Here is a 22,911-nt window from a genome sequence, read left to right as displayed (position 1 = left end):
CTCCGGACGCCCGCCCCGCGCGGGGTGCGGGGCACCGTCGGCGAGGCTGCGTGGCTGGTCCGGGGGCCGCTGTCGCGGCTCGCGCTATCGCGGCGATATCGGGTTCCTGCATGGTCATCTGAGGAGCTGACCGTCCGGCGCGCCGAGGGCGTGTTCGGCGGATCCGGTGGCCGTTGCCGCTGCCTCGGCCTGCTCGGCCGGTGCCGAGCGACGGGACGTCCGCCGTTCCCGGGGTCCGACAACGCAGCGGCACCGGCCGCTCCGGTCCCGTCGCGAAGGAGCTGTGAGGCACGATGGCGCAAGGATCCGGTCCGGGTTCCCCCGTGCTGTGGCCGTTCTCCGGCGCCGACGTGGCGTCACTGGCCGCGCAGGCGGGCGCGCTGCACCGCCATCTGGCGGGCCGTCAGGACTGGGAGCCGTCCGACATCGGCTGCACCCTGGCCGCCTCCCGGCCGACCGGGCGGTACCGCGCCGCCCTGGTGGCCCAGGACAGCGCGGGCTTCCTGGCCCGGCTGGCCGCACTGGCCGGGCGTGACGGCCTCTCAGGGCCGGTCCCGGCCGGCGGGAGCGAAGGCGGGGTGGCCTTCGTCTTTCCCGGGCAGGGTTCGCAGTGGCCGGGTATGGCGCTGGAGCTGTTGGAGCAGGCCCCGGTGTTCCGGGCCCGCCTGGACGACTGCGCGCAGGCGCTGGAGCCGTTCACCGACTGGTCGCTGCCGGACGTGCTGCGCGGGGTGCCGGGCACCCCCGGGTTGGAGCGGGCCGATGTGGCACAGCCGGCGCTGTTCGCGGTGATGCTCTCGCTCGCCGCTCTCTGGGAGTCGTACGGGGTCCGGCCGAGCGCGGTGCTGGGGCACAGCATGGGGGAACTCTGCTCCGCCGTGGTGGCGGACGCACTGTCGCTGGACGATGCGGCCCGGGTGGTCGGCCACTGGAGCCGCTTGCAGGCGACGCTGGCCGGCCGCGGCGACATGGTCTCGGTGCTGGCCTCCGCGGAGCAGGTCGAACCGCTGCTGCACCGCTGGGACGGCCGCCTGGTGGTGGCCGCGGTCAACGGCCCGGCCTCAGTGATCGTCTCAGGGGACGTGTCGGCCGCGGCCGAGCTGCCTGCGGTCTTCACCGAGCTCGGCCTGCATGCCCGGCGGATCGCCGTGGGGCTGGCCGCGCACTCCCCGCACATCGACGCCATCCTGCCCGAGCTGCGGGCGTCGCTCGCCGCCGTCCGCCCCCGACCGGCCCGGTTGCCGTTCTACTCCGGGCACACCGGCGGGCTGCTGGCGCAACCCGCCCTGGACGCCGACTACTGGTGCCGTAACCTGCGCAACGCGGTGCGCTTCGCCGACGCCACTGCGGCCTTGCTGGCGGACGGTCATCGGACCCTGGTCGAGGTCAGCCCGCATCCGGTGCTCACAGGGGCGCTCCAGGAGACCGCCAGGCAGCGCGGGCAGCACGCCACGGTCCGCGGCACGCTACGCCGCAACCAGGCCGGACGGCTGCGGATGCTGACGGCGCTGGGTGAGCTGTTCACCGACGGAGTGGACCCGGACTGGGCGGCAGTGGCAGCCGATTCCGGTGGCCGGCCGGTCGAGGTTCCCCTGCTCTCCGCCGATCCGGCGGACTCCCCCGGCGAGGTCGTCACCGCCGCTGCGCCGGAGCCTCTCGCCGAACGGCTGCCCACCCTCACCCGGGCCGAGCTGCGGAGCGAACTCCTGGCACTGGTGGGCCGGACGGTGGCCGACGTGCTGGGGCTGACCGGCACCGTGGACCCGGCGTCGGCCTTCCTGGAACTCGGGCTGGACTCAGTGGGCGCGGTGGAGGTCCGCAACCGGCTTGTGGAGGCAACCGGGCTGCGACTGCCTGCCGCCCTGGTGTTCGACCACCCCAGGCCCGCGGCACTCGCGGACTTCCTGGCCGCCGAACTGACGGGTGACTGGGGCGAGGAAGCGGCGGTCCCGGCGCGGTCCGCCGACCGGGACGACCCGGTGGTGATCGTCTCCATGGGCTGCCGATTCCCGGGTGGGGTGTCCTCCCCCCAGGAATTGTGGCAACTGGCTGCCGAAGGGGTGGACGCGGTCTCGGCGTTCCCGACCAACCGGGGCTGGGACATCGCCGGCGGCTACCAGGCCGAGTTGGGCGGACCCGGGCACTACTACCAGCGCGAAGCGGGCTTCCTGCACGACGCGGACCTCTTCGACGCCGAGTTCTTCGGGATCTCGCCGCGTGAGGCGCTGGCGATGGACCCGCAGCAGCGGCTGCTGCTGGAGACCGCCTGGGAGACGGTGGAACGCTCCGGAACGAACGCGGAGTCCCTGCGCGGCAGCCGGACCGGAGTGTTCATCGGTGCGATGACCATGGACTACGGCCCGGGACTGGCAGCGGGATCGGAAGTGGAAGGGCACCTGCTGACGGGCAACACGGGCAGTGTTGCCTCCGGCCGGCTGGCCTACCACCTCGGGCTCGAGGGTGCGGCGATCACGGTCGACACCGCGTGCTCGTCCTCGCTGGTGGCCCTGCACCTGGCCACGCGGGCGCTGCGCTCCGGCGAGTGCGACCTCGCGCTGGCCGGCGGGGTCACCGTGATGTCGACACTGGGCATGTTCGTGGAGTTCAGCCGCCAGGGCGGGCTGGCCCCGGACGGCCGCTGCAAGGCCTTCGCAGCCGCCGCCGACGGCTTCGGCCTTGCCGAGGGCGTGGGTCTGGTGTTGCTGGAGCGGTTGTCCGACGCGCGGCGCAACGGCCACCCTGTCCTGGCCGTACTGCGCGGCAGCGCGGTCAACCAGGACGGCGCCAGCAACGGCCTGACCGCACCCAACGGACCCTCCCAGCAACGCGTCATCAAAGCCGCCCTCACCGACGCCGCACTCACCCCCACCGACATCGACGCCGTCGAAGCCCACGGCACCGGCACCCGCCTCGGCGACCCCATCGAAGCCGACGCACTGATCGCGACCTACGGCCAGAACCGGCCCGAGGGACAACCCCTGCTCATCGGCTCCCTCAAATCCAACATCGGCCACACCCAGGCAGCCGCCGGCGTCGCCGGCGTCATCAAGATGGTCATGGCGTTGCAGCACGGGCTGCTGCCCAAGACCCTGCACGTCGACGCGCCCTCACCACACATCGACTGGAGCAACGGCGCGGTCGAACTGCTGACCCAGGCCCGCGAGTGGCCCGACACCGGACGCCCCCGCAGGGCCGGCGTCTCCTCCTTCGGCGTCAGCGGCACCAACGCACACGTCCTACTCGAACAAGCCCCCACCCAAGAAGCCCAACCAGCCGACAACCCCCCCGACCAGGACCCCGACCAACCCCACGCCTGGCTCCTGTCCGCCCACACCCCCCAAGCCCTCCAAGACCAAGCCCGACAACTCCTCACCCTCCCCCACCACCACAACACCCACACCATCGCCCACACCCTCACCCAACGCACCCCCATGCACCACCGCGCCGCCATCACCGGCACCCGCACCCAAATCACCCAAGCCCTCCACCACCTCACCCACAACCAACCCCACCCCAACCTCACCCAAAACACCACCCAACCCCCCGGCAAAACCATCTTCATCTACCCCGGCCAAGGCCCCCAACACCCCGGCATGACCACCCACCTCCTCAACACCAACCCCCTCTTCGCCCACCACATGCACCAATGCGAACAAGCCCTCAACCCCCACGTCCCCTGGAAACTCACCCACCTCCTCCACACCAACCACCCCCTCGACCACCCCGACACCGCCCAACCCGTCCTCTTCGCCATCATGACCTCCCTCACCAAACTCTGGAACCACCACGGCATCCACCCCGACATCGTCATCGGCCACTCCCAAGGCGAAATCACCGCCGCCCACATCGCCGGAGCCCTCACCCTCCAAGACGCCGCCCACATCATCACCCACCGCTCCCAAACCCTCACCACCCTCACCGGCACCGGCACCATGGCCTCCATCAACCTCCCACCCCACCAACTCACCCCCCTCCTCACCCCCCACACCCACATCGCCGCCCACAACAGCCCCACCACCACCATCGTCACCGGCACCACCCACGCCATCCACCAACTCCTCACCCACTGCAAAAACCACAACATCCACGCCCGCCAAATCAACGTCAACTACCCCTCCCACTCCCCCCACATCGACACCATCAAAAACACCCTCCTCACCACCCTCCAACCCATCAACCCCACCACCCCCACCACCCCCTGGTACTCCACCACCACCAACACCTGGCAAACCACCCCACCCGACCCCCACTACTGGTACAACAACCTCCGCAACCCCGTCCACTTCCACCAAGCCATCACCACCCTCCAACAACAAACCCCCACCACCTTCATCGAAATCAGCCCCCACCCCACCCTCACCCCCCACATCCCCACCCACACACACCACCCCACCACCACCCACCACACCCTCAACCGCAACACACCCCCACCCACCCAACTCCTCCAAGCCACCACCACCGCCTGGACCACCGGCCAACCCACCACCCACCACACCACCCCCACCCCCACCACCCCCCACCACCTCCCCACCTACCCCTTCCAACACACCCGATACTGGCTGGATGTCCCCACCACCAGCAGGGACGTGGCCTCCGCGGGACTCGCGGCCACCGGACACCCGCTGCTCGGGGCCGCCATCGAGGTGGCCGACAGCGGCGAACTGCTGCTCAGCGGCCAGTTGTCGCTGCGCACCCACCCCTGGCTGGCCGACCACGCGGTCAACGGCTCGGTCCTGCTGCCGGGAGCGGCCTTCCTGGAACTGGCGCTGCGCGCCGCCGCCGAGGCGCACTGCCCGCTGGTGGAGGAACTCACCCTGGAAGCCCCGCTGGTGGTCCCGGCCGAGGGCGTGCTGCGACTGCAGCTGCGGGTCGGCCCCGAGGCGGACGGACGGCGCCCGCTGACCGTCTTCGCCCGCCGGGCGGCCGGGCCCGACGACGCCGACCGGGAATGGACCAGGTACGCCGCCGGCCAACTCGCCGCCGACGCGCCACCCGCCCCGCAGGGGCTGATCGGCTGGCCTCCGCCCGGAGCGGAGCAACTGGACCTCGATGACCTCTACGACCGCTTCGAGGAGGCCGGGTTCCACTACGGTCCCGCGTTCCGCGGCCTGCGCGCCGCCTGGCGGCACGCAGACGAGGTGTTCGCCGAGGTGCTGCTGCCGGCCGAGCGGCAGGCCGACGCCGCGGGCTGCACCGCCCACCCGGCGCTGCTGGACGCGGCACTGCAGGCCGCCGCGCTGCTCGCCGACCGGCCCGAGGGCGCCCGGCTGCCGTTCAGCTGGACCGGTGTGACCGCCCACGCCACCGGACCGACCACGCTCCGCGTCCGGATCGCCGCCGCCGGATCCGACGCGGTGACCCTGACCGGCTACGACCTGGCCGGTCGACCGGTGCTCTCGGTGGACTCCCTGACGCTGCGTCCGCCGGCCGCTGCGGCCGCTCCGGCCGTCGGCCCCGACCGGCTGTTCCGACTGGACTGGCAGCCCGCCGGCGCCGTTCCGGGCGCCGAGTGGACCTCTCTGGACGATCTCGGCCCGCAGGACCCGGTCCCCGCCGTGCTGCTGGCGGACTGCCGCACCGCCCCGGACCCCGACCCGGTCCGGCGGCTGCGCACCGCCATCGCACGGGCCCTGGCACTGGTCCAGGAGTGGCTGGCGAACCAGCGCTTCGCCGACGCCCTGCTGGTCCTGCGCACCACCGACGCGGTCGCCACCGGGCCCGGCGGCAGACCCGCCGATCCGGCCCAGGCGGCGGTCTGGGGCCTGCTGCGCAGCGTGCAGAGCGAGCACCCGGGCCGGTTCGCCCTGCTGGACACCGACGGCGCGGCGGACCCGCCGGCCCTGCTTCCCCTGGAGGGCGAGCCGCAGCTCGCGGTCCGGCGCGGCGAACCGCTGGTACCCCGGTTGGCCCGCGGCGACCAGCCCGGCCTGCTCATCCTCCCGCCGGACACGCCGAGCTGGCAGCTGGCGGTCACCGAGAGCGGCACGCTGGGGAACCTGGCCCTGCGACCGGTGGACCCGGCGCCGCTCGAGGCGGGACAGATCCGGATCGCGGTGAGGGCCGCCGGGCTGAACTTCCGGGACGTCGCGGTGGCGCTGGGCCTGACCCCGGATCAGCAGGGTCTGGGCAGCGAGGGGGCCGGCACGGTGCTGGAGGTCGGTCCCGGGGTGGCCGACCTGACGCCGGGCGACCGGGTCATGGGGATCTTCGGCGGGGCCTTCGGGCCCGTCGCGGTGGCCGACCGGCGCACCGTCGCCGTAATCCCGGCAGGCTGGTCCTTCGCCCGGGCCGCCTCGGTGCCGATCGCCTTCCTCACCGCCTACTACGGGCTGTTCGACCTGGGCGGCCTGCGGCGCGGCGAATCGGTGCTGGTGCACTCCGCGGCGGGCGGCGTCGGCATGGCCGCCGTGCAGCTGGCCCGCAGGGCCGGGGCCGAGGTCTTCGGTACCGCCGGCCCGTCGAAGTGGGACGCCCTGCGGGCGTCCGGGATCGACGACGCGCACCTGGCGTCCTCCCGGTCGCTGGACTTCGCCGACCACTTCCTCGCCGGAACCACGGGCCGCGGCGTCGACCTGGTCCTGGACTGCCTGGCCCGGGAGTTCGTGGACGCCTCGCTGCGCCTGCTGCCGCGCGGCGGCCGGTTCCTGGAGATGGGCAAGACCGACATCAGGGACGCCCGGGAGGTGGCGGACCGTCACCCTGGCGTCGACTACCGGGCGTTCGACCTGATGGAGGCCGGGCCGGAGCGGATCGGCGAGATGCTCGCCGAAGTGCTGGCGATGTTCGACCGCGGCGAACTGGAGCCGCTGCCACTGACCTGCTGGGACGTCAGGCTGGCGCCGGACGCCTTCCGCCGTCTCGGGCAGGCCGGGCACATCGGCAAGAACGTCCTGCTGCTGCCCGCCGCACCGGACCCGGACGGCACCGTCCTGGTCACCGGCGGCACCGGAACCCTGGGCCGAATGCTGGCCCGGCACCTGGTGACCCGGCACGGGGTGCGGAACCTGGTGCTCGCCGGGCGCAGCGGACCCGACGCGCCCGGCATCGGCGAACTGCTGGACGAGCTGGCCGGACTGGGCGCCGCCGCCGAGGCGGTCAGTTGCGACGTGGCCGACCGGGACGCGCTGAGCGCCCTGCTGGCGGGCATCCCCAAGAACCGTCCGCTGACCGGGGTGGTGCACGCGGCCGGCCTGCTGGACGACGCGATGGCCGACCGGCTGACGGATGATCAAGTGGACCGGGTGCTGCGTCCCAAGGCGGACGCGGCGCTGCTGCTGGACGAGCTGACCCGGGATCACGACCTCCCGCTGTTCGTGGTGTTCTCCTCCGGGGCGGCGCTGCTGGGCACGCCGGGGCAGGCCAACTACGCGGCGGCCAACGCCGTCCTCGACGCACTGGCCGAGCGGCGGCGGGCCGAGGGGCTGGCGGGGCTGTCGATCGGCTGGGGCCTGTGGGAGCAGCGCAGCGCGCTGACCGCCCGGCTGGGCGACGCCGACCTGCGCCGGATGGCCCGCCGCGGTGCCGGGGCGCTCGGGTCGGCCGAGGGGCTGGCGATGTTCGACACCGCGCTGGCCGGCTCCCGGCCGTACGTCCTGGCGGCGAAACTGGACCCGGCGGCGCTGCGCGCCGGTGGCCCGGCGCTGCTGAGCGGCCTGGCGCGGACCCCGAGGAACAGGCCCGCGACGGCCGACGCGCCGATGGCGGTGAGTCTGGCGGACCAGCTGGCCGCGCTGTCCGCCACCGAGGCGCACCGGGTGCTGCTGGAGCTGGTCCGCGGCCACGCGGCGGCGGTGCTCGGCCACAGCTCCGCGGAGCTCATCCACCCCGGCCGGCCGTTCAAGGATCTGGGCTTCGACTCGCTGACCGCCGTGGAACTGCGCAACCGGCTGGCCTCGGCGACCGGGGTGCGGCTGCCCGCCGGACTGGTCTTCGACCAACCGACACCGGAGGCGCTGGCCGCTCACCTGGTGGCACGCACCGCCAGGGCGGAGCCCGCACCGGCCCCCGGGAACGTGCTGGCCGAACTGGACCGGCTGGAGCTGCTGGTGGCAGGGCTCGAACCGACCGCACCGGTCCGCCCGGAACTGGCCGGGCGGCTGCGGGCGGTACTGGCCGGGCTGGTCCCCGAGGAGGACGGCCTGGCGGCCGGCATCGAGAGCGCCAGCAACGACGAGATCTTCGAGTTCATCGACAGGCAGTTGGGCGGCTGACGGCGGCACCGGTACAGGCGCCCCCTGGGTGCCTCCGGAACACGCTGTCCCTTATCCCCTCATGACGAAGGTGCAGGATCCCCGTGAACGAGCAGAAGCTGCGTGACTACCTCAACCGCGTGACCATCGACCTGCAGCAGACCCGGCAGCGGCTGCAGGAATCGGAGGCCAGGGGCCGGGAGCCGATCGCGATCGTCTCGATGAGCTGCCGGTTCGCCGGCGGGGTGCGCACCCCGGAGGACCTCTGGGAGCTGCTGGTCGCCGGCCGCGACGCGATGACCGGGCTGCCGACCGACCGGGGCTGGGAGCGGTCGGGGCTGGCCGCCAGCGGCGCGCCCGCCAGGGGCGCGTTCCTGGAGGACGCGGCCGGATTCGACCCCGAGTTCTTCGGGATCTCGCCGCGCGAGGCGCTGGCGATGGACCCGCAGCAGCGGCTGCTGCTGCAGACCTGCTGGGAGGCGGTCGAGCGGGCCGGCATCGACCCGTCCTCGCTGCGCGGCAGCCGCACCGGGGTCTTCGCCACCGCGGTGGACCAGGGGTACGCCACGCTGGGCCGGGGCGCGTCGGAAGCCGTGCAGGGCTTCCTGATGACCGGCAACGCGATCAGCGTGCTGTCAGGGCGAGTGTCCTACGCGCTGGGGCTGGAAGGCCCCTCGGTCAGCGTGGACACCGCCTGCTCGGCCTCACTGGTGGCCGTGCACCTGGCCGCGCAGGCGCTGCGCAACGGCGACTGCTCGCTGACCCTGGTGGGCGGAGCCAATGTGATGGCGCTGCCGGGCGCCTTCCTGGAGATCGCCCGGCAGGGCGGGATGGCGGCCGACGGGCGCTGCAAACCGTTCTCCGCGGCTGCCGACGGCACCGGCTGGGGCGAGGGTGTCGGGGTGCTGCTGCTGGAGCGGTTGTCCGACGCTCGGCGCAACGGCCACCCCGTCCTGGCCGTACTGCGCGGCAGCGCCGTCAACCAGGACGGCGCCAGCAACGGCCTGACCGCACCCAACGGACCCTCCCAGCAACGCGTCATCAAAGCCGCCCTCACCGACGCCGCACTCACCCCCACCGACATCGACGCCGTCGAAGCCCACGGCACCGGCACCCGCCTCGGCGACCCCATCGAAGCCGACGCGCTGATCGCGACCTACGGCCAGAACCGGTCCGAGGGACAACCCCTGCTCATCGGCTCGATGAAGTCCAACCTCGGCCACACCCAGGCGGCCGCCGGCGTGGCCGGCGTGATCAAGACCGTGCTGGCACTCCAGCACGGGGTGCTGCCCGGCACCCTGCACGTGGACGCACCGACCCCGCACGTGGACTGGAGCGCCGGCTCGGTGGAACTGCTGACCGAGGCCCGGGCCTGGCCCCGGACCGGACGGCCGCGCCGGGCCGCGGTGTCCTCCTTCGGCATGAGCGGCACCAATGCCCATGTGGTGCTGGAACAGGCCGTCGAACCAGAGCCTGAATCCGCCTCGGAGAGCACGCCCGCCCCGGTGCCCTGGGTGCTGTCCGCCCGCAGCCGGGAGGCGCTGCGTGACCAGGCCGCCCGGTTGGCCGCGCAGCTGGCCGCCCACCCCGACCTGCGCCCGGCCGACGTGGGCTTCTCGCTGGTCACGGCCCGCTCGGCGTTCGAGCACCGGGCGGTGCTGGTCGGCACCGAGCCGGCCGAGCTGCTGCGCGGGCTCGCCGCGGTGGCCCAGCAGACCGGCGCGCCCGGTCCGGTGACCGGGCAGGTCGCCATCGACCTCTGCCGGACCGTGTTCGTCTTCCCCGGCCAGGGCTCGCAGTGGCTGGGCATGGCCCGGGACCTGCTGCGCGAGTCAGCGGTCTTCGCCGACGCGATGGCGGACTGCGAGAGGGCGCTGACGCCGCATCTGGACTGGTCCCCCGCCGAGGTGCTGCGGGACACCCCCGGGGCCCCCTCGCTGGACCGCATCGACGTCGTGCAGCCGGTGCTGTTCGCGGTGATGGTCTCGCTGGCAGCCCTCTGGCAGTCCTACGGGGTTCGGCCGGACGCGGTGGTCGGCCACTCGCAGGGCGAGGTGGCGGCCGCCGTGGTGGCCGGCGCGCTCACCCTGGAGGACGGCGCCCGGGTGGTGGCGCTGCGCAGCCGCGCCCAGCTGACCCTGTCCGGGACCGGCGCGATGGCGTCGGTCGCCCTGTCGGCGGCCGCGGCCCGGCAGCGGCTGGCCCGCTGGCCGGGCCGACTGTCGGTGGCCGCGGTGAACGGCCCCGAGTCGGTGGTGGTGTCCGGCGACCCGGCCGCGGTCGCCGAACTGCTGGCCGCCTGCGGTACCGAGGGGGTCGGCGCCAGGCCCGTCAGCGCCGACGTGGCCGGGCACTCCGGTCACATGGACGTGCTCAAGGAGGGGCTGGTGGAGGCCCTGGCCGGGATCCGGCCTCGTACCTCCGAGGTGCCGTTCCACTCCACCGTCACCGGCGGGCTGCTGGACACCGTCGCACTGGACGCCGGCTACTGGTTCCGCAATATGCGCGAGACGGTGGATTTCGACGCCGCGGTGCGCTCGCTGCTGGCCCGCGACCACCGGGTCTTCCTGGAGATCAGTCCCCACCCTGTGCTGGCCGTGCCGGTGCAGGGCGTGCTGGACGACCTCGGGCAGCAGGACTGCCTGGTGGCCGGCACCCTGCGCCGGGAGGACGGCGGACTGCGCCGGATGCTGGCCTCGCTGGCCGAGGCCTACGTCCACGGGGTGCCGGTCGACTGGTCCCCGGCCTTCGCCGAGCACCGGCCGCGACTGGTGGATCTGCCCAGCTACGCCTTCCAGAACCGGCGGTTCTGGCTGCAGCCGACCGGCCCGGCCGTGGCCGGCGGAGACCCCGCCGACGCCTCCTTCTGGGCCGCTGTGGAACGCGAGGACGCCGAGGCGGTGGCGGCCACCGTGGGCACCTCGCCGACCGCCTGGAGCGAACTGCTGCCCCCGCTGGCCGACTGGCGCAGGCGACGGCAGGTCCGGGCGGTGCTGGACCGATGGCGCTACCGGGTGGGCTGGCAGCTGCTGACCGACCGTCAGGACAGCGCCCCGCTGACCGGCAGCTGGCTGCTGCTCACCCCGTCCGGAGCCGGGCGGTCCGCCGCGGCGCCTGCCGCCGCACTCGGCGCGGTACTGGCCGAACGCGGCGCCGAGGTGGTCGAACTCGCCCTGGACGCCGAGGACTCCGACCCGGCCGCGCTGGCCGGGCGGCTGCGTGCCGCACTGGACGGCAGGCCGCCGCTGGGCGGGCTGCTGTCGCTGCTCGCGCTGGACGAACACCCCAGCCCGGGACTGCCCGCCCTGCCGTCGGGCCTGGCGCTGAACAGCACGCTGGTCCGCTCCCTGGCGGACCTCGGCGCCACCGCGCCGCTGTGGTGCGCCACCAGCGGCGCCGTTCCGGTCACCGGCCAGGACCCGGTACGGAACCCGCTGCAGGCTCAGACCTGGGGGCTGGGCCGGGTGGTCGCGCTGGAGCAGCCCGCGCTCTGGGGCGGTCTGGTCGACCTGCCGGACGAGCCCGACCCGGAGACCCTGCGCCGACTGGCCGACCTGCTGGCCGGGGACGGCGCCGAGGACCAGGTCGCCCTGCGCCCGACCGGGGCCTACGGGCGACGGCTGGTCCGGGCCGCGCAGGGCCCGCCGCGGCCGAGCTGGCGGCCGACCGGCACCGTGCTGGTCACCGGCGGCACCGGCGGCCTGGGCACCCATACCGCCCGCTGGCTGGCGGCCGGCGGCGCCGAGCACCTGGTGCTGCTCAGCCGGCACGGGGCGGACGCCCCCGGCGCCGCCGAGCTGGCCGCCGAGCTCACCGCCTCCGGCACCCGGGTCACCCTGGCCGCCGGCGACATCACGGACCGGGCGGCGCTCGGCGCGCTGGTGGACCGGCTGGCCGCGGACGGGGACGCGGTCCGCGCGGTGGTGCACACCGCGGCCGCGGTGCAGCTCGGCCCGGCCTCAGACACCGGACCCGCCGAACTGGCGGCGACCCTGGAGGCCAAGGCCCTCGGCGCGGCCAACCTGGACGCGGTGTTCCAGGAAGCCGACCTGGACGCCTTCGTGCTGTTCTCCTCCGTCTCCGGGGTCTGGGGCAGCGCCGACCACGGCGCCTACGCGGCCGGGAACGCCTATCTCGACGCGCTCGCCGACCACCGGCGCGGTCGCGGCCTCAAGGCCACCTCGGTGGTCTGGGGCATCTGGAGCGCGGCCGGCGGCGGGCTGGCCACCGGCGAGCTGGAACAGCAGCTGCTGGAGCGCGGCATCCCGTTCATGGACCCCTCGCTCGCGGTGGCCGGCCTGCAGCGGGTGCTGGACGACGACGAGACCGTGGTGGTGGTCGCCGACGTGGACTGGGCGCGCTTCGTACCGGTGTTCACCTCGGTCCGGCCCAGCCCGCTGATCTCACACCTTCCCGAGGTCACGGCGCTCGCGACGGCCGCCGACGAGTCGGGGCAGGCCGGCACCGACGCGGGCGCGGAGCTGCGGGCGGCGCTGCGCGGGCAGTCCGCCGCCGAAGTCGACCGCACCCTGGTGGACCTGGTCCGCCGGCATGCCGCCGCGGTGCTCGGCCATGACTCGGTGGACGCGGTCAGGCCCGACCGGGCCTTCCGCGAGCTGGGCTTCGACTCGCTGATCGCGGTGGAGCTGCGCAATCGGCTGAACGCCGCCACCGGCCTGCGGCTGCGCGCCACCGTGGTGTTCGACCACCCCACGGCCGGGGCGCTCGCCGAGGCGCTGCGGATCGAGCTGACGGACGCCCGGGGCAGCGCGTCCGCCGAGGCCGTGCTCGGGTCTGTCACCGACCCGCACGAGCCCATCGCCGTCGTCGCGATGAGCTGCCGGCTGCCCGGCGGGATCGACCACCCGGACAAGCTCTGGCAACTGCTCAGCGACGGCGGCGACGTGGTCTCCGGAATGCCCTCGGACCGCGGTTGGCCGCTCGCCGACCTCTACCACCCCGACCCCGACCGGCCCGGCCGCTCCTACGTCAGGGAGGGCGGCTTCCTGCACGACGCGGGCGACTTCGACCCCGGCTTCTTCGGCATCTCGCCCCGTGAGGCGGTGGCGATGGACCCGCAGCAGCGGCTGATGCTGGAGACCTCCTGGGAGGCGGTGGAACGGGCCGGCATCGACCCGGCCGCACTGCGGGAGAGCCGGACCGGGGTGTTCGTCGGCGTCAACTACCAGGACTACACCTCGATCGCGGCCGGTGGCGCACCGTCAGCAGCCGAAGGCCACCTGGTGGCGGGCGGCGCGGCCAGCGTCGTGTCGGGGCGGGTGGCCTACGCCCTCGGGCTGGAGGGCCCGGCGGTGACCGTGGACACCGCCTGCTCCTCCTCACTGGTGGCACTGCACCTGGCGGCGCAGTCGCTGCGCGGCGGGGACTGCACGCTGGCCCTGGCCGGCGGGGTGGCGGTGATGGCCACCCCCGGGGTGTTCATCGGCTTCTCCCGGCAGCGCGGGCTGGCCGCCGACGGCCGCTGCAAGGCCTTCGGGGCGGCCGCCGACGGCATGGGCCTGGCCGAGGGGGCCGGTGTGCTGCTGCTGGAACGGCTCTCCGACGCCCGCCGCAACGGCCACCCGGTGCTCGCGGTCCTGCGCGGCAGCGCGATCAACCAGGACGGCGCGAGCAACGGCCTGTCCGCGCCCAACGGGCAGGCCCAGCAGCGGGTGATCCGGCAGGCGCTGGCCAACGCCGGACTGACGCCCGATCAGGTGGACGCGGTGGAAGCACACGGCACCGGGACCACCCTCGGCGACCCGATCGAGGCCGACGCGCTGCTGGCCACCTACGGCCGGGAGCGCGGGAACGGCGAGCCGCTGTGGCTGGGCGCGGTGAAATCCAACCTCGGCCACACCCAGGCCGCCTCCGGGGTCGTCGGCGTGATCAAGACCGTGCTGGCGCTGCGGCACGGCGTACTTCCGCGCACCCTGCACGTGGACCGGCCGACCCCGCATGTGGACTGGGCCTCCGGCGCGGTCGAGCTGCTGACCGAGGCCAGGGAATGGCCGCGGACCGGCCGCCCGCGCCGGGCCGGCGTCTCCGCGTTCGGCTTCAGCGGCACCAACGCGCACGCCGTCCTGGAGCAGGCCGAGGAGCCGCTGCCGGAGGACGCCGCGGAGCGACGGGCCGCGCCCGTCCCGGTCCAGGCCGAACTGCCCTGGCTGCTCTCCGCCAAGACCGCCCCCGCGCTGGCCGCGCAGGCCGGGCGGCTGGCCGAACGGCTGCGCACCAGCCGCGTCGCGCCGGTGGACGTGGCTTTCTCGCTGGCCACCGGACGCGGTGCGTTCGAGCACCGGGCGGTGCTGCTGGGCGGCGACCGGGCGGCGCAGCTGGCCGCGCTCGCGGCCGGGGACGCCCCGCCCGAGGCGCTGACCGGCAGCGCGGACGCGGCCGGCCGCCGGGTGTTCGTCTTCCCCGGCCAGGGCGCGCAGTGGGCCGGGATGGCCGTTCCGCTGCTGGACGCCGAGCCGGTGTTCGCCGCCGCGATGGCCGACTGCGAGCGGGCGCTGGCCCCGCACACCGACTGGTCGCTGACCGGGGTGCTGCGCTCCGGCGAGCCGCTGGAACGCGTCGACGTGGTGCAGCCCGCACTGTTCGCGGTGATGGTCTCGCTGGCCGCACTGTGGCGGTCCTGGGGCGTCCACCCGGACGCGGTGATCGGCCACTCCCAGGGCGAGATCGCCGCCGCCGTGGTCGCCGGCGCACTCACCCTCCAGGACGGCGCCACCGTCGTCGCCCAACGCAGCCACGCACTGCGCCGACTCACCGGACACGGCGGCATGCTCTCCCTCTCCGCCCCCCAGCAGCAGGTGCGGGAGCTGATCACGCCCTGGGAGGGGCAGCTGTCGGTCGCCGCCGTCAACGGCCCCTCGGCCGTGGTGGTCTCCGGCGGGACCGCAGCGCTCGCCGAACTGCTGGCCCAGTGCGAACGGCAGGGGGTGCGGGCCAGGACCGTCCCGGTGGACTACGCCTCGCACTCGGCCCAGGTCGAGCAGATCAGGCCCGAACTGGCCGGGCTGCTGGCCGGGATCGCACCGGTGGCCGGCCAGGTGCCGCTGTTCTCCACGGTGACCGGCGACTGGCTGAACACCGGCCGGATGGACGCCGACTACTGGTACCGCAACCTGCGACAGACCGTGCTGCTGGAGACCGCGGTGCGCTCGCTCGCCGAGCAGGACTACCAGGTGTTCCTGGAGGTCTCGCCGCACCCGGTGCTCACCGTGGCGGTCCAGGACTGCGCGGAGGCGGCCGGCCGGGACGGGGTGCTGACGGCGGGTACCCTGCGCCGCGACGACGGCGGGCCCGGCCGGGCGCGGGCCTCGGCCGCCGAACTGTGGGTACGCGGCGTGCCGGTGGACTGGCCGGCGGTACTGGCCGGGTCCGGCGGCCGGACGGTGGAGCTGCCGACCTATCCCTTCGAGCACCAGCGCTTCTGGCTGGAGCCGTCCGAGGCCGCGACGGAGGGAGTGGACCAGGCGCTCTGGGATCTGGTGGCGGACCCGGACCTGGACGGCACGGCGCGCAGCCTGGCCGTGGACGCCGAGTCGCTGGGCCGGGTGCTGCCGGCCCTGACCGCCTGGCGGGAGCAGCGCCGGGAGAGCGCGGCCCTGGAATCCTGGCGCTACCGGATCCAGTGGCAGCCGGTGCCCCGGCCGGACGCCGGCGCACCGGGCGGGCGGTGGCTGCTGGTGCTGCCACCGGGCCACGGCCGCGACGGGCGGGCGGCGGCGGTGGCCGGGGCACTGGCCGGGTCGGGGGCGGAGCTCCGCACCGTGGAACTGACGGACGGCCACACGGACCGTGCCGCGCTCGCCGAGCGGTTGGCCGAGGCGCTCGACGGGCCGGTGGACGGGGTGCTGTCGCTGCTGGCACTGGACGAGCGGCCGCACCCCCGCTATCCGGGGCTGCCCACCGGTGCCGCGCTGACCCTGGCGCTCGTGCAGACCCTGGGCGACCTGGCGGTCGCCGCTCCACTGTGGTGCGCCACATCCGGCGCGGTGTCGGTCGGAGCCGGCGATCCGCTGACCGCGCCCGGCCAGGCGCTGGTCTGGGGCACCGGCATGGTGGCCGGACTGGAGCACTCGGCCCGCTGGGGCGGCCTGGTGGACCTGCCCCCGGTACTGGACGCCCGGGCGCTTGCCGCGCTCTGCGCCGTGCTGGCCGGAGCCACCGGCGAGGACCAGCTGGCCGTCCGGCCGGCCGGACTGCTGGCCCGGCGCCTGGTCAGGGCCCCCCGGCCGAGCAGCCCGCGGCGCAGTTGGCGGCCCCGCGGCACGGTGCTGGTCACCGGCGGAACCGGGGCGCTGGGCCCGCACATCGCCCGCTGGCTGGCCCGCGGCGGGGCCGAGCACCTGGTGCTGCCGGGGCGGCGCGGCGCGCTGGTGCCGGGCGCCGCCGAGCTGACCGCCGAACTGGCCGCGCTCGGCACCCGGCTCAGCCTCCCGGTCTGCGACCTGGCCGACCGGGCGGCGGTGGCGGAACTGCTGGCCGGCCTGGAGGAACGGGGCGAGCCGGTCACCGCGGTGCTGCACGCCGCCGCGTACATCGAACTCGCGCCGCTGGACCGCACCCCGATGGACTCCTTCGAGCGAGTGGTGGCCGCCAAGGCGGCCGGCGCCGGGCACCTGGACCAGCTGCTGGACCGGGAGCTGGACGCCTTCGTGATGTTCTCCTCGATCGCCGGGGTGTGGGGCAGCAGCAACCACGCGGCCTACTCCGCCGGGAACGCCTACCTGGACGCGCTGGCCGGGCACCGCAGGTCGCGCGGGCTGAGTGCGACCACGGTGGACTGGGGCGTCTGGAAGGCCGCCAACCCCTGGGCGGCCCGGGAAACGGTCGAGGACGCCGACTTCTACCGGGTGCAGCGGCAGGGCCTGCCGCTGATCGACCCGGAACCGGCCGTGACGGCCCTTCAGCAGGCGCTGGACGACGACGAGACCGTCATCGCGCTGGCCGAGGTGGACTGGGAGCAGTTCGCCGCAGTCTTCACCTCGGTCCGGCCGAGCCGGCTGCTGACCGGGGTCCCGGAGGTGCGCGCGCTGCTGGCCGGGTCCGCCGCCGGGCCTGCGGCCGGGTCCCCGGCCTCCTCCGTGCTGCACGGCCGGCTGGTCGGCCGACCGGCCGGCGAGCAGGTCAGGACCGTCCTGGAGCTGGTCCGCGCGCAGGCGGCCGCCGTGCTCGGCCACGACTCGGCCGAGGCGGTACCGGCCGGGCGGGCGTTCCAGGAGCTGGGCTTCGACTCGCTGACCGCCGTCGAACTGCGCAACCGGCTGAACACGGCGACCGGACTGCGGCTGCCGGCCACCCTGGTCTTCGACTACCCCTCGGCGGGGGCGCTGGCCGAGCACATCAGGTCCTCCGTGCTCGGCGAGCGGTCAACCCGCTCCGGCGGGCCTTCCTGCGAGCGGTCCGAACCCGACGAGCCGGTCGCCATCGTGGCGATGGGCTGCCGGCTGCCCGGCGGCGTGAGCACCCCGGAGCAGCTCTGGCAACTGCTGGTCGACCGGGGCGACGCGGTGACCGAGTTCCCCACCGGCCGGGGCTGGGACCTGGCCGGGCTCTACGACCCCGACCCGGACCGGCCGGGCACCTGCACCACCCGGCACGGCGGCTTCCTGCACGACGCGGCCGAGTTCGACGCCGAGTTCTTCGGCATCCCGCCGCGCGAGGCGGTGGCGATGGACCCGCAGCAGCGGCTGCTCCTGGAAACCTCCTGGGAGACGCTGGAGCGGGCCGGGATCGACCCGGTCGCCCTGCGCGGAAGCCACACGGGGGTGTTCACCGGCGTCAACTACCAGGACTACGCCGCCGCGGTGGCACAGTCCGCCGAGAACGAGGGCTATGCGCTGACCGGCAGCGCGGCCAGCGTGGTGTCCGGGCGGGTGGCGTACACGCTGGGCCTGGAGGGACCGGCGATCACCGTCGACACCGCCTGCTCGGCCTCGCTGGTCGCGCTGCACCTGGCCGCGCGGGCGCTGCGGGCCGGGGACTGCTCGCTGGCGCTGGTCGGCGGAGTGGCCGTGATGTCCACGCCGGGCGCCCTCGTGGGCTTCTCCCGGCAGCACGGGCTGGCCGCCGACGGCCGCTGCAAGGCCTTCGCCGACACCGCCGACGGTCTCGGCATGGCGGAGGGCGCCGCGGTGCTCCTGGTCGAGCGGCTGTCCGACGCCCGGCGCAACGGGCACCCGGTCCTGGCGGTGCTGCGCGGCAGCGCGATCAACCAGGACGGGGCGAGCAACGGGCTCGCCGCGCCGAACGGCCCCTCCCAGCAGCGGGTGATCCGGGCGGCCCTGGCCGACGCCGGGCTGGCACCCGACCAGGTCGACGCGGTGGAGGCACACGGCACCGGCACCAGGCTCGGCGACCCGATCGAGGCGCAGGCCCTGCTGGCCACCTACGGCCAGGACCGGCCGGCCGACCGGCCGCTGCTGATCGGCTCGCTGAAGTCCAACATCGGCCACACCCAGGCGGCCGCCGGGGTGGCCGGGGTGATGAAGACCGTGCTGGCGCTGCAGCACCGGATGCTGCCCGCCACCCTGCACGTCGACCGCCCGTCCGACCAGGTCGACTGGACGGCGGGCGCGGTGGAACTACTGACCGAGGCCAGGGAGTGGCCCGAGTACGGCCGCCCGCGCCGGGCCGGGGTGTCCTCCTTCGGCATGAGCGGCACCAACGCCCATGTGGTCCTGGAGCAGGCACCCGAGGAGGCACCGGCCGAGGCGCCGCACCCGGGCGCCGCGGGCCCGCTGCCCTGGCTGCTGTCGGCGCGGACCCCCGCAGCGCTGGCCGAGCAGGCCGAGCGGCTGTCGCACAGCACCGCGGACGCGGCCGACGTCGCCGTCACCCTGGCCCGGCGGACCGCCTTCGAGTACCGCTCGGTCCTAGTCGGCGCCCCGGACCAGTTGCCGTCCGCGCTCGCCGACGGTAGCCCGCACGCGGTGCACGGCCGGGCCGGGACGGACCGCAGGGTGGTGTTCGTCTTTCCGGGCCAGGGCGCGCAGTGGGCCGGTATGGCCGCCGAACTGCTGGACACCGACCCGGTGTTCGCGGCCCGGATGGCGGACTGCGAACAGGCACTGGCCCCGTACCTGCCCACACCGCTGACCGAACTCCTGCGCTCCCACGCACCACTGGACCGGGCCGAGGTCGTCCAGCCCGCACTGTTCGCGGTCATGGTCTCCCTGGCCGCGGTCTGGCAGTCGTACGGCATCGTGCCCGACGCCGTCCTGGGCCACAGCCAGGGCGAGATCGCCGCCGCAGTCGTCGCCGGAGCACTCACCCTCCACGACGGCGCCACAGTGGTCGCCCTGCGCAGCCAGGCACTGCGAGCACTGACCGGACACGGCGCAATGGCCTCCATCGCACTGCCCCAGGCAGAGGCAGCCGCCCTGCTCACCGACGGCATCTCGATCGCCGCAGTCAACGGACCCTCCACCGTCGTCGTCTCCGGCCCGACCCAAGCACTGACAGAACTACTCACCCGCTGCCGACACCAGGGCGTACGCGCCCACCGCATCGACGTCGACTACGCCTCGCACTCCGCCCAGGTCGAAGAGATCAAAGAACGGCTGGCAACCGACCTGGCCCCGATCACCGCCAACCACGGAACCATCCCACTGCTCTCCACCCTCACCGGCGACTGGCTCGACGGAACACTGATGAACGCCGGGTACTGGTACCGCAACCTACGCGAACAGGTCCGCTTCGAGCAGGCGCTGCGAGCGCTGGCGGCCGCCGGATTCGACGCCTTCGTGGAAGTCAGCCCCCACCCCGTGCTGACCATGGCGGTGGAGGAGACCGTGGCGGACGCGGCCGTCCTCGGCACCCTGCGCAGGGACGAGGGCGGACCGCGCCGGATGCTGCTCTCGGCCGGCCAGGCCTGGACAGCCGGGCTGCCGGTGGACTGGTCCAGGTCACTGGCCGGAGGCCGGTTCACCCAGCTGCCGACCTATGCCTTCCAGCGTCGGCCGTACTGGGCCATGCCCGCGCCGACGGCCTCGGGCGACGTGACGGCGGCCGGGCTCGGCCGGGCCGACCACCCGTTGCTGGGCGCGGCGGTCGAGCTGGCCGACAGCGGGGAACTGCTGCTCAGCGGCCGTCTCTCGCTGGGCAGCCACCCCTGGCTCGCCGACCACGCGGTGGCCGGGAAGGTGCTGCTGCCGGGCGCCGCCTTCGTGGAGCTGGCGGTGCGGGCGGCCGACGAGGTCGGCTGCCCGGTGGTGGAGGAGCTCACCCTGCAGGCGCCGCTGGTGCTCCCCGACACCGGTGCGGTCCAGGTGCAGCTGCGGGTCGCCGCGACGGACGGCGCCGGGCGGCGCGTACTGGACCTGCACTCCAGGCCGGCCGGCTCCGAGGAGCCGTGGACCCGGCACGCCTCCGGCGTCCTTGCGCCGGAGGATCCGGCCGCGCCGGAGCACTCGCCCGCCCCCGAGGAGGGACCCCTGCAGTGGCCGCCGGCCGGCTCGGAGCCAGTGCCCGTCGACGGGCTCTACGAGCGGCTCGACTCCGCCGGTTACGGCTACGGTCCCGCCTTCCAGGGACTGACCGCGGCCTGGAGCCGCGGGGACGAGGTGTTCGCCGAGGTGCGGCTCCCGCGCGAGCAGGCAGCGGAAGCGGCAGCCTTCGGGCTGCACCCCGCGCTGCTGGACGCCGCCTTGCACGGCCTGTGGCTGATGCCGGGCAACGCGGACCCCCGCAACGAGGAGCCGGGCACCGCCCGGCTGCCGTTCTCCTGGGGCGGTGTGCGGCTGCACGCCTCCGGCGCGACCGTGCTGCGGGTGACGCTGGGGTACGACGCCGGCGGCGCGGTGTCGATCAGGGCCACCGATCCCGCCGGGCAGCCCGTGGCCTCGGTGGAAGCACTGTCGATCCGCCCGGTGGCGGTGGACGCCCTGCGCGGCCCCGGCCCGGACACGCTGTTCCGGCTGGAGTGGGTACCGCTGCCGGGCGGAAGCCCAGGACGCGAGGCCCCCGAGGCGGTCCTGCTGCGCTGCGGCTCGGCCGGGGCCGACCCGGCCGCGGTCCGCGTCGAGCTGGCCGAGGCGCTGCGGCGGCTTCAGGACTGGCTGGCAGACGACGGGGCCGGCCGCCGACTGGTGTTCGTCACCACCGGCGCGGTCGCGGTCGACCCCGGCGAGGGCGTGCCCGACCTGGCGGGCGCGGCGGTCCGCGGCCTGGTCCGCTCGGCCCAGGCCGAGCACCCGGACCGGTTCCTGCTGGTGGACACCGACGACCCGGCCGGGCTGCCGGCGCTGCTGCCGCGCCTCCTCGCGGCCGGCGAACCGCAACTGGCAGTGCGTGCCGGCCGGTTGCTGGCCGGGCGACTGGTCCGGGTGCCCGCCACCGGGCAGAGCGCGCCGGTCCGTCCGGCCGAGGGCGGGACGGTGCTGGTCACCGGCGCCGGCGGGGTGCTGGGATCGCTGACGGCCCGTCACCTGGTCCGCGCCCACGGGGTGCGGAGCCTGCTGCTGGCCGGACGTCGCGGCCCGGCCGATCCGGCGGCGCTGGCGCTGGCCGAGGAGCTGCGCGGCCTGGGCGCCGAGGTACAGCTGGCCGCCTGCGACCTGGCCGACCGGGCCGCGGTGGCGCGACTGCTGGCCGCCGTCCCGGCCGAGCGGCCGCTGACCGCGGTGGTGCACACGGCCGGGGTGCTGGACGACGGGATCATCGAGTCGCTCACACCGGAGCGGCTGGACCCGGTGCTCCGCCCGAAGGTGGACGCCGCCCACCATCTGCACGAGTTGACGAGCGGTCTGGCGCTCACCGCCTTCGTGCTGTTCTCCTCGGCCTCCGGCACGGTCGGCAGCGCCGGGCAGGGCAGCTACGCGGCGGCCAACTCCTTCCTGGACGCGCTGGCCCAGCAGCGCCGGTCGCAGGGCCTGCCGGGCCAGTCCCTGGCCTGGGGCCTGTGGGAGCAGCGCAGCGCGCTGACCGAAACGCTCGGCGCGACCGATCTGCGCCGGATGCAGCGGGGCGGCATCGAGGCCCTCTCCTCGGAGGAGGGCCTGGCGCTGTTCGACGCGGCGCTCGGGCTGCCGGACGGGCTGCTGCTGCCGGTGAAACTGGACCTGCGCCGGATGTGGTCGACGGCCGGACCGGCCGGTGTGCCCGCGCTGTTCCGAGGGCTCGTGCGCGGTGGGCCGCGCCGGGCGGCGGCGGGAGCGGACGCCGTCGAGGCCCGCGCACTGCCCCGGCGGCTGGCCGGTCTTGGCGCCGAGGACCGCGTCGCGCAACTGGTGGACCTGGTCCGGGTCAGGGTGGCCGAAGTACTGGGCCACGAGGGCGCGGCGGCGGTCGACCCGGACCGGGCCTTCAAGGACCTCGGCTTCGACTCGCTGGCCTCGGTGGAACTGCGCAACCGGCTGAACGCGCTGACCGGCCTGCGGCTGCCCGCGACCCTGGTCTTCGACTGTCCGAGCCCGGTCGCGGTGGCCCGGTACCTGTCCGAACGGCTGCTGCCGTCGGACACCCCCTCCGGATCCCCGTCGGGCACGGCCGCGCCCGCACCGGACGGGGATCCGGAGATCCGCAGACTGGTGGCCGGCATCCCGCTGGCCCGGCTGAAGCAGGCCGGGCTGCTGGAGACCCTGCTGGCGCTGGCCGCTCCGCACGCCACCGCCCCGCAGGAGGCCGCCGGGATCGAGTCGATGGACGCGCACGAGCTGGTCCGGATGGCGCTGGGTGACCTGGATGCCTGAGCCGATCGGAACCGAACAGG

The 22,911-nt window shown here is 74.9% G+C and carries 2 protein-coding genes; both read left to right on the top strand.

What is annotated here, in order from left to right; translation table 11 throughout:
• Window positions 1-293: 293 nt before the first annotated feature.
• Window positions 294-8,210: an SDR family NAD(P)-dependent oxidoreductase gene (locus tag ABH925_RS09930; RefSeq protein WP_370146941.1), complete on the top strand. Its 7,917-nt coding sequence runs from the start codon at window positions 294-296 to the stop codon at window positions 8,208-8,210.
• A gap of 83 nt (window positions 8,211-8,293) precedes the next feature.
• Window positions 8,294-22,891, top strand: coding sequence for a type I polyketide synthase (locus ABH925_RS09925; protein ID WP_370146940.1), 14,598 nt, complete (start codon window positions 8,294-8,296; stop codon window positions 22,889-22,891).
• Window positions 22,892-22,911 lie beyond the last annotated feature (20 nt).

Source organism: Streptacidiphilus sp. EB129 (genome assembly GCF_041262645.1).
GTDB lineage: Bacteria > Actinomycetota > Actinomycetes > Streptomycetales > Streptomycetaceae > Streptacidiphilus.
The sequence above is the reverse complement of the archived record's forward strand: the minus strand, read 5'-3'. Positions and strand labels throughout refer to the sequence as shown.

Excerpts from the sequence above, each read along its gene's own strand:
- ABH925_RS09930 (WP_370146941.1), top strand. The coding sequence starts at position 294 with ATGGCGCAAGGATCCGGTCCGGGTTCCCCCGTGCTGTGGCCGTTCTCC.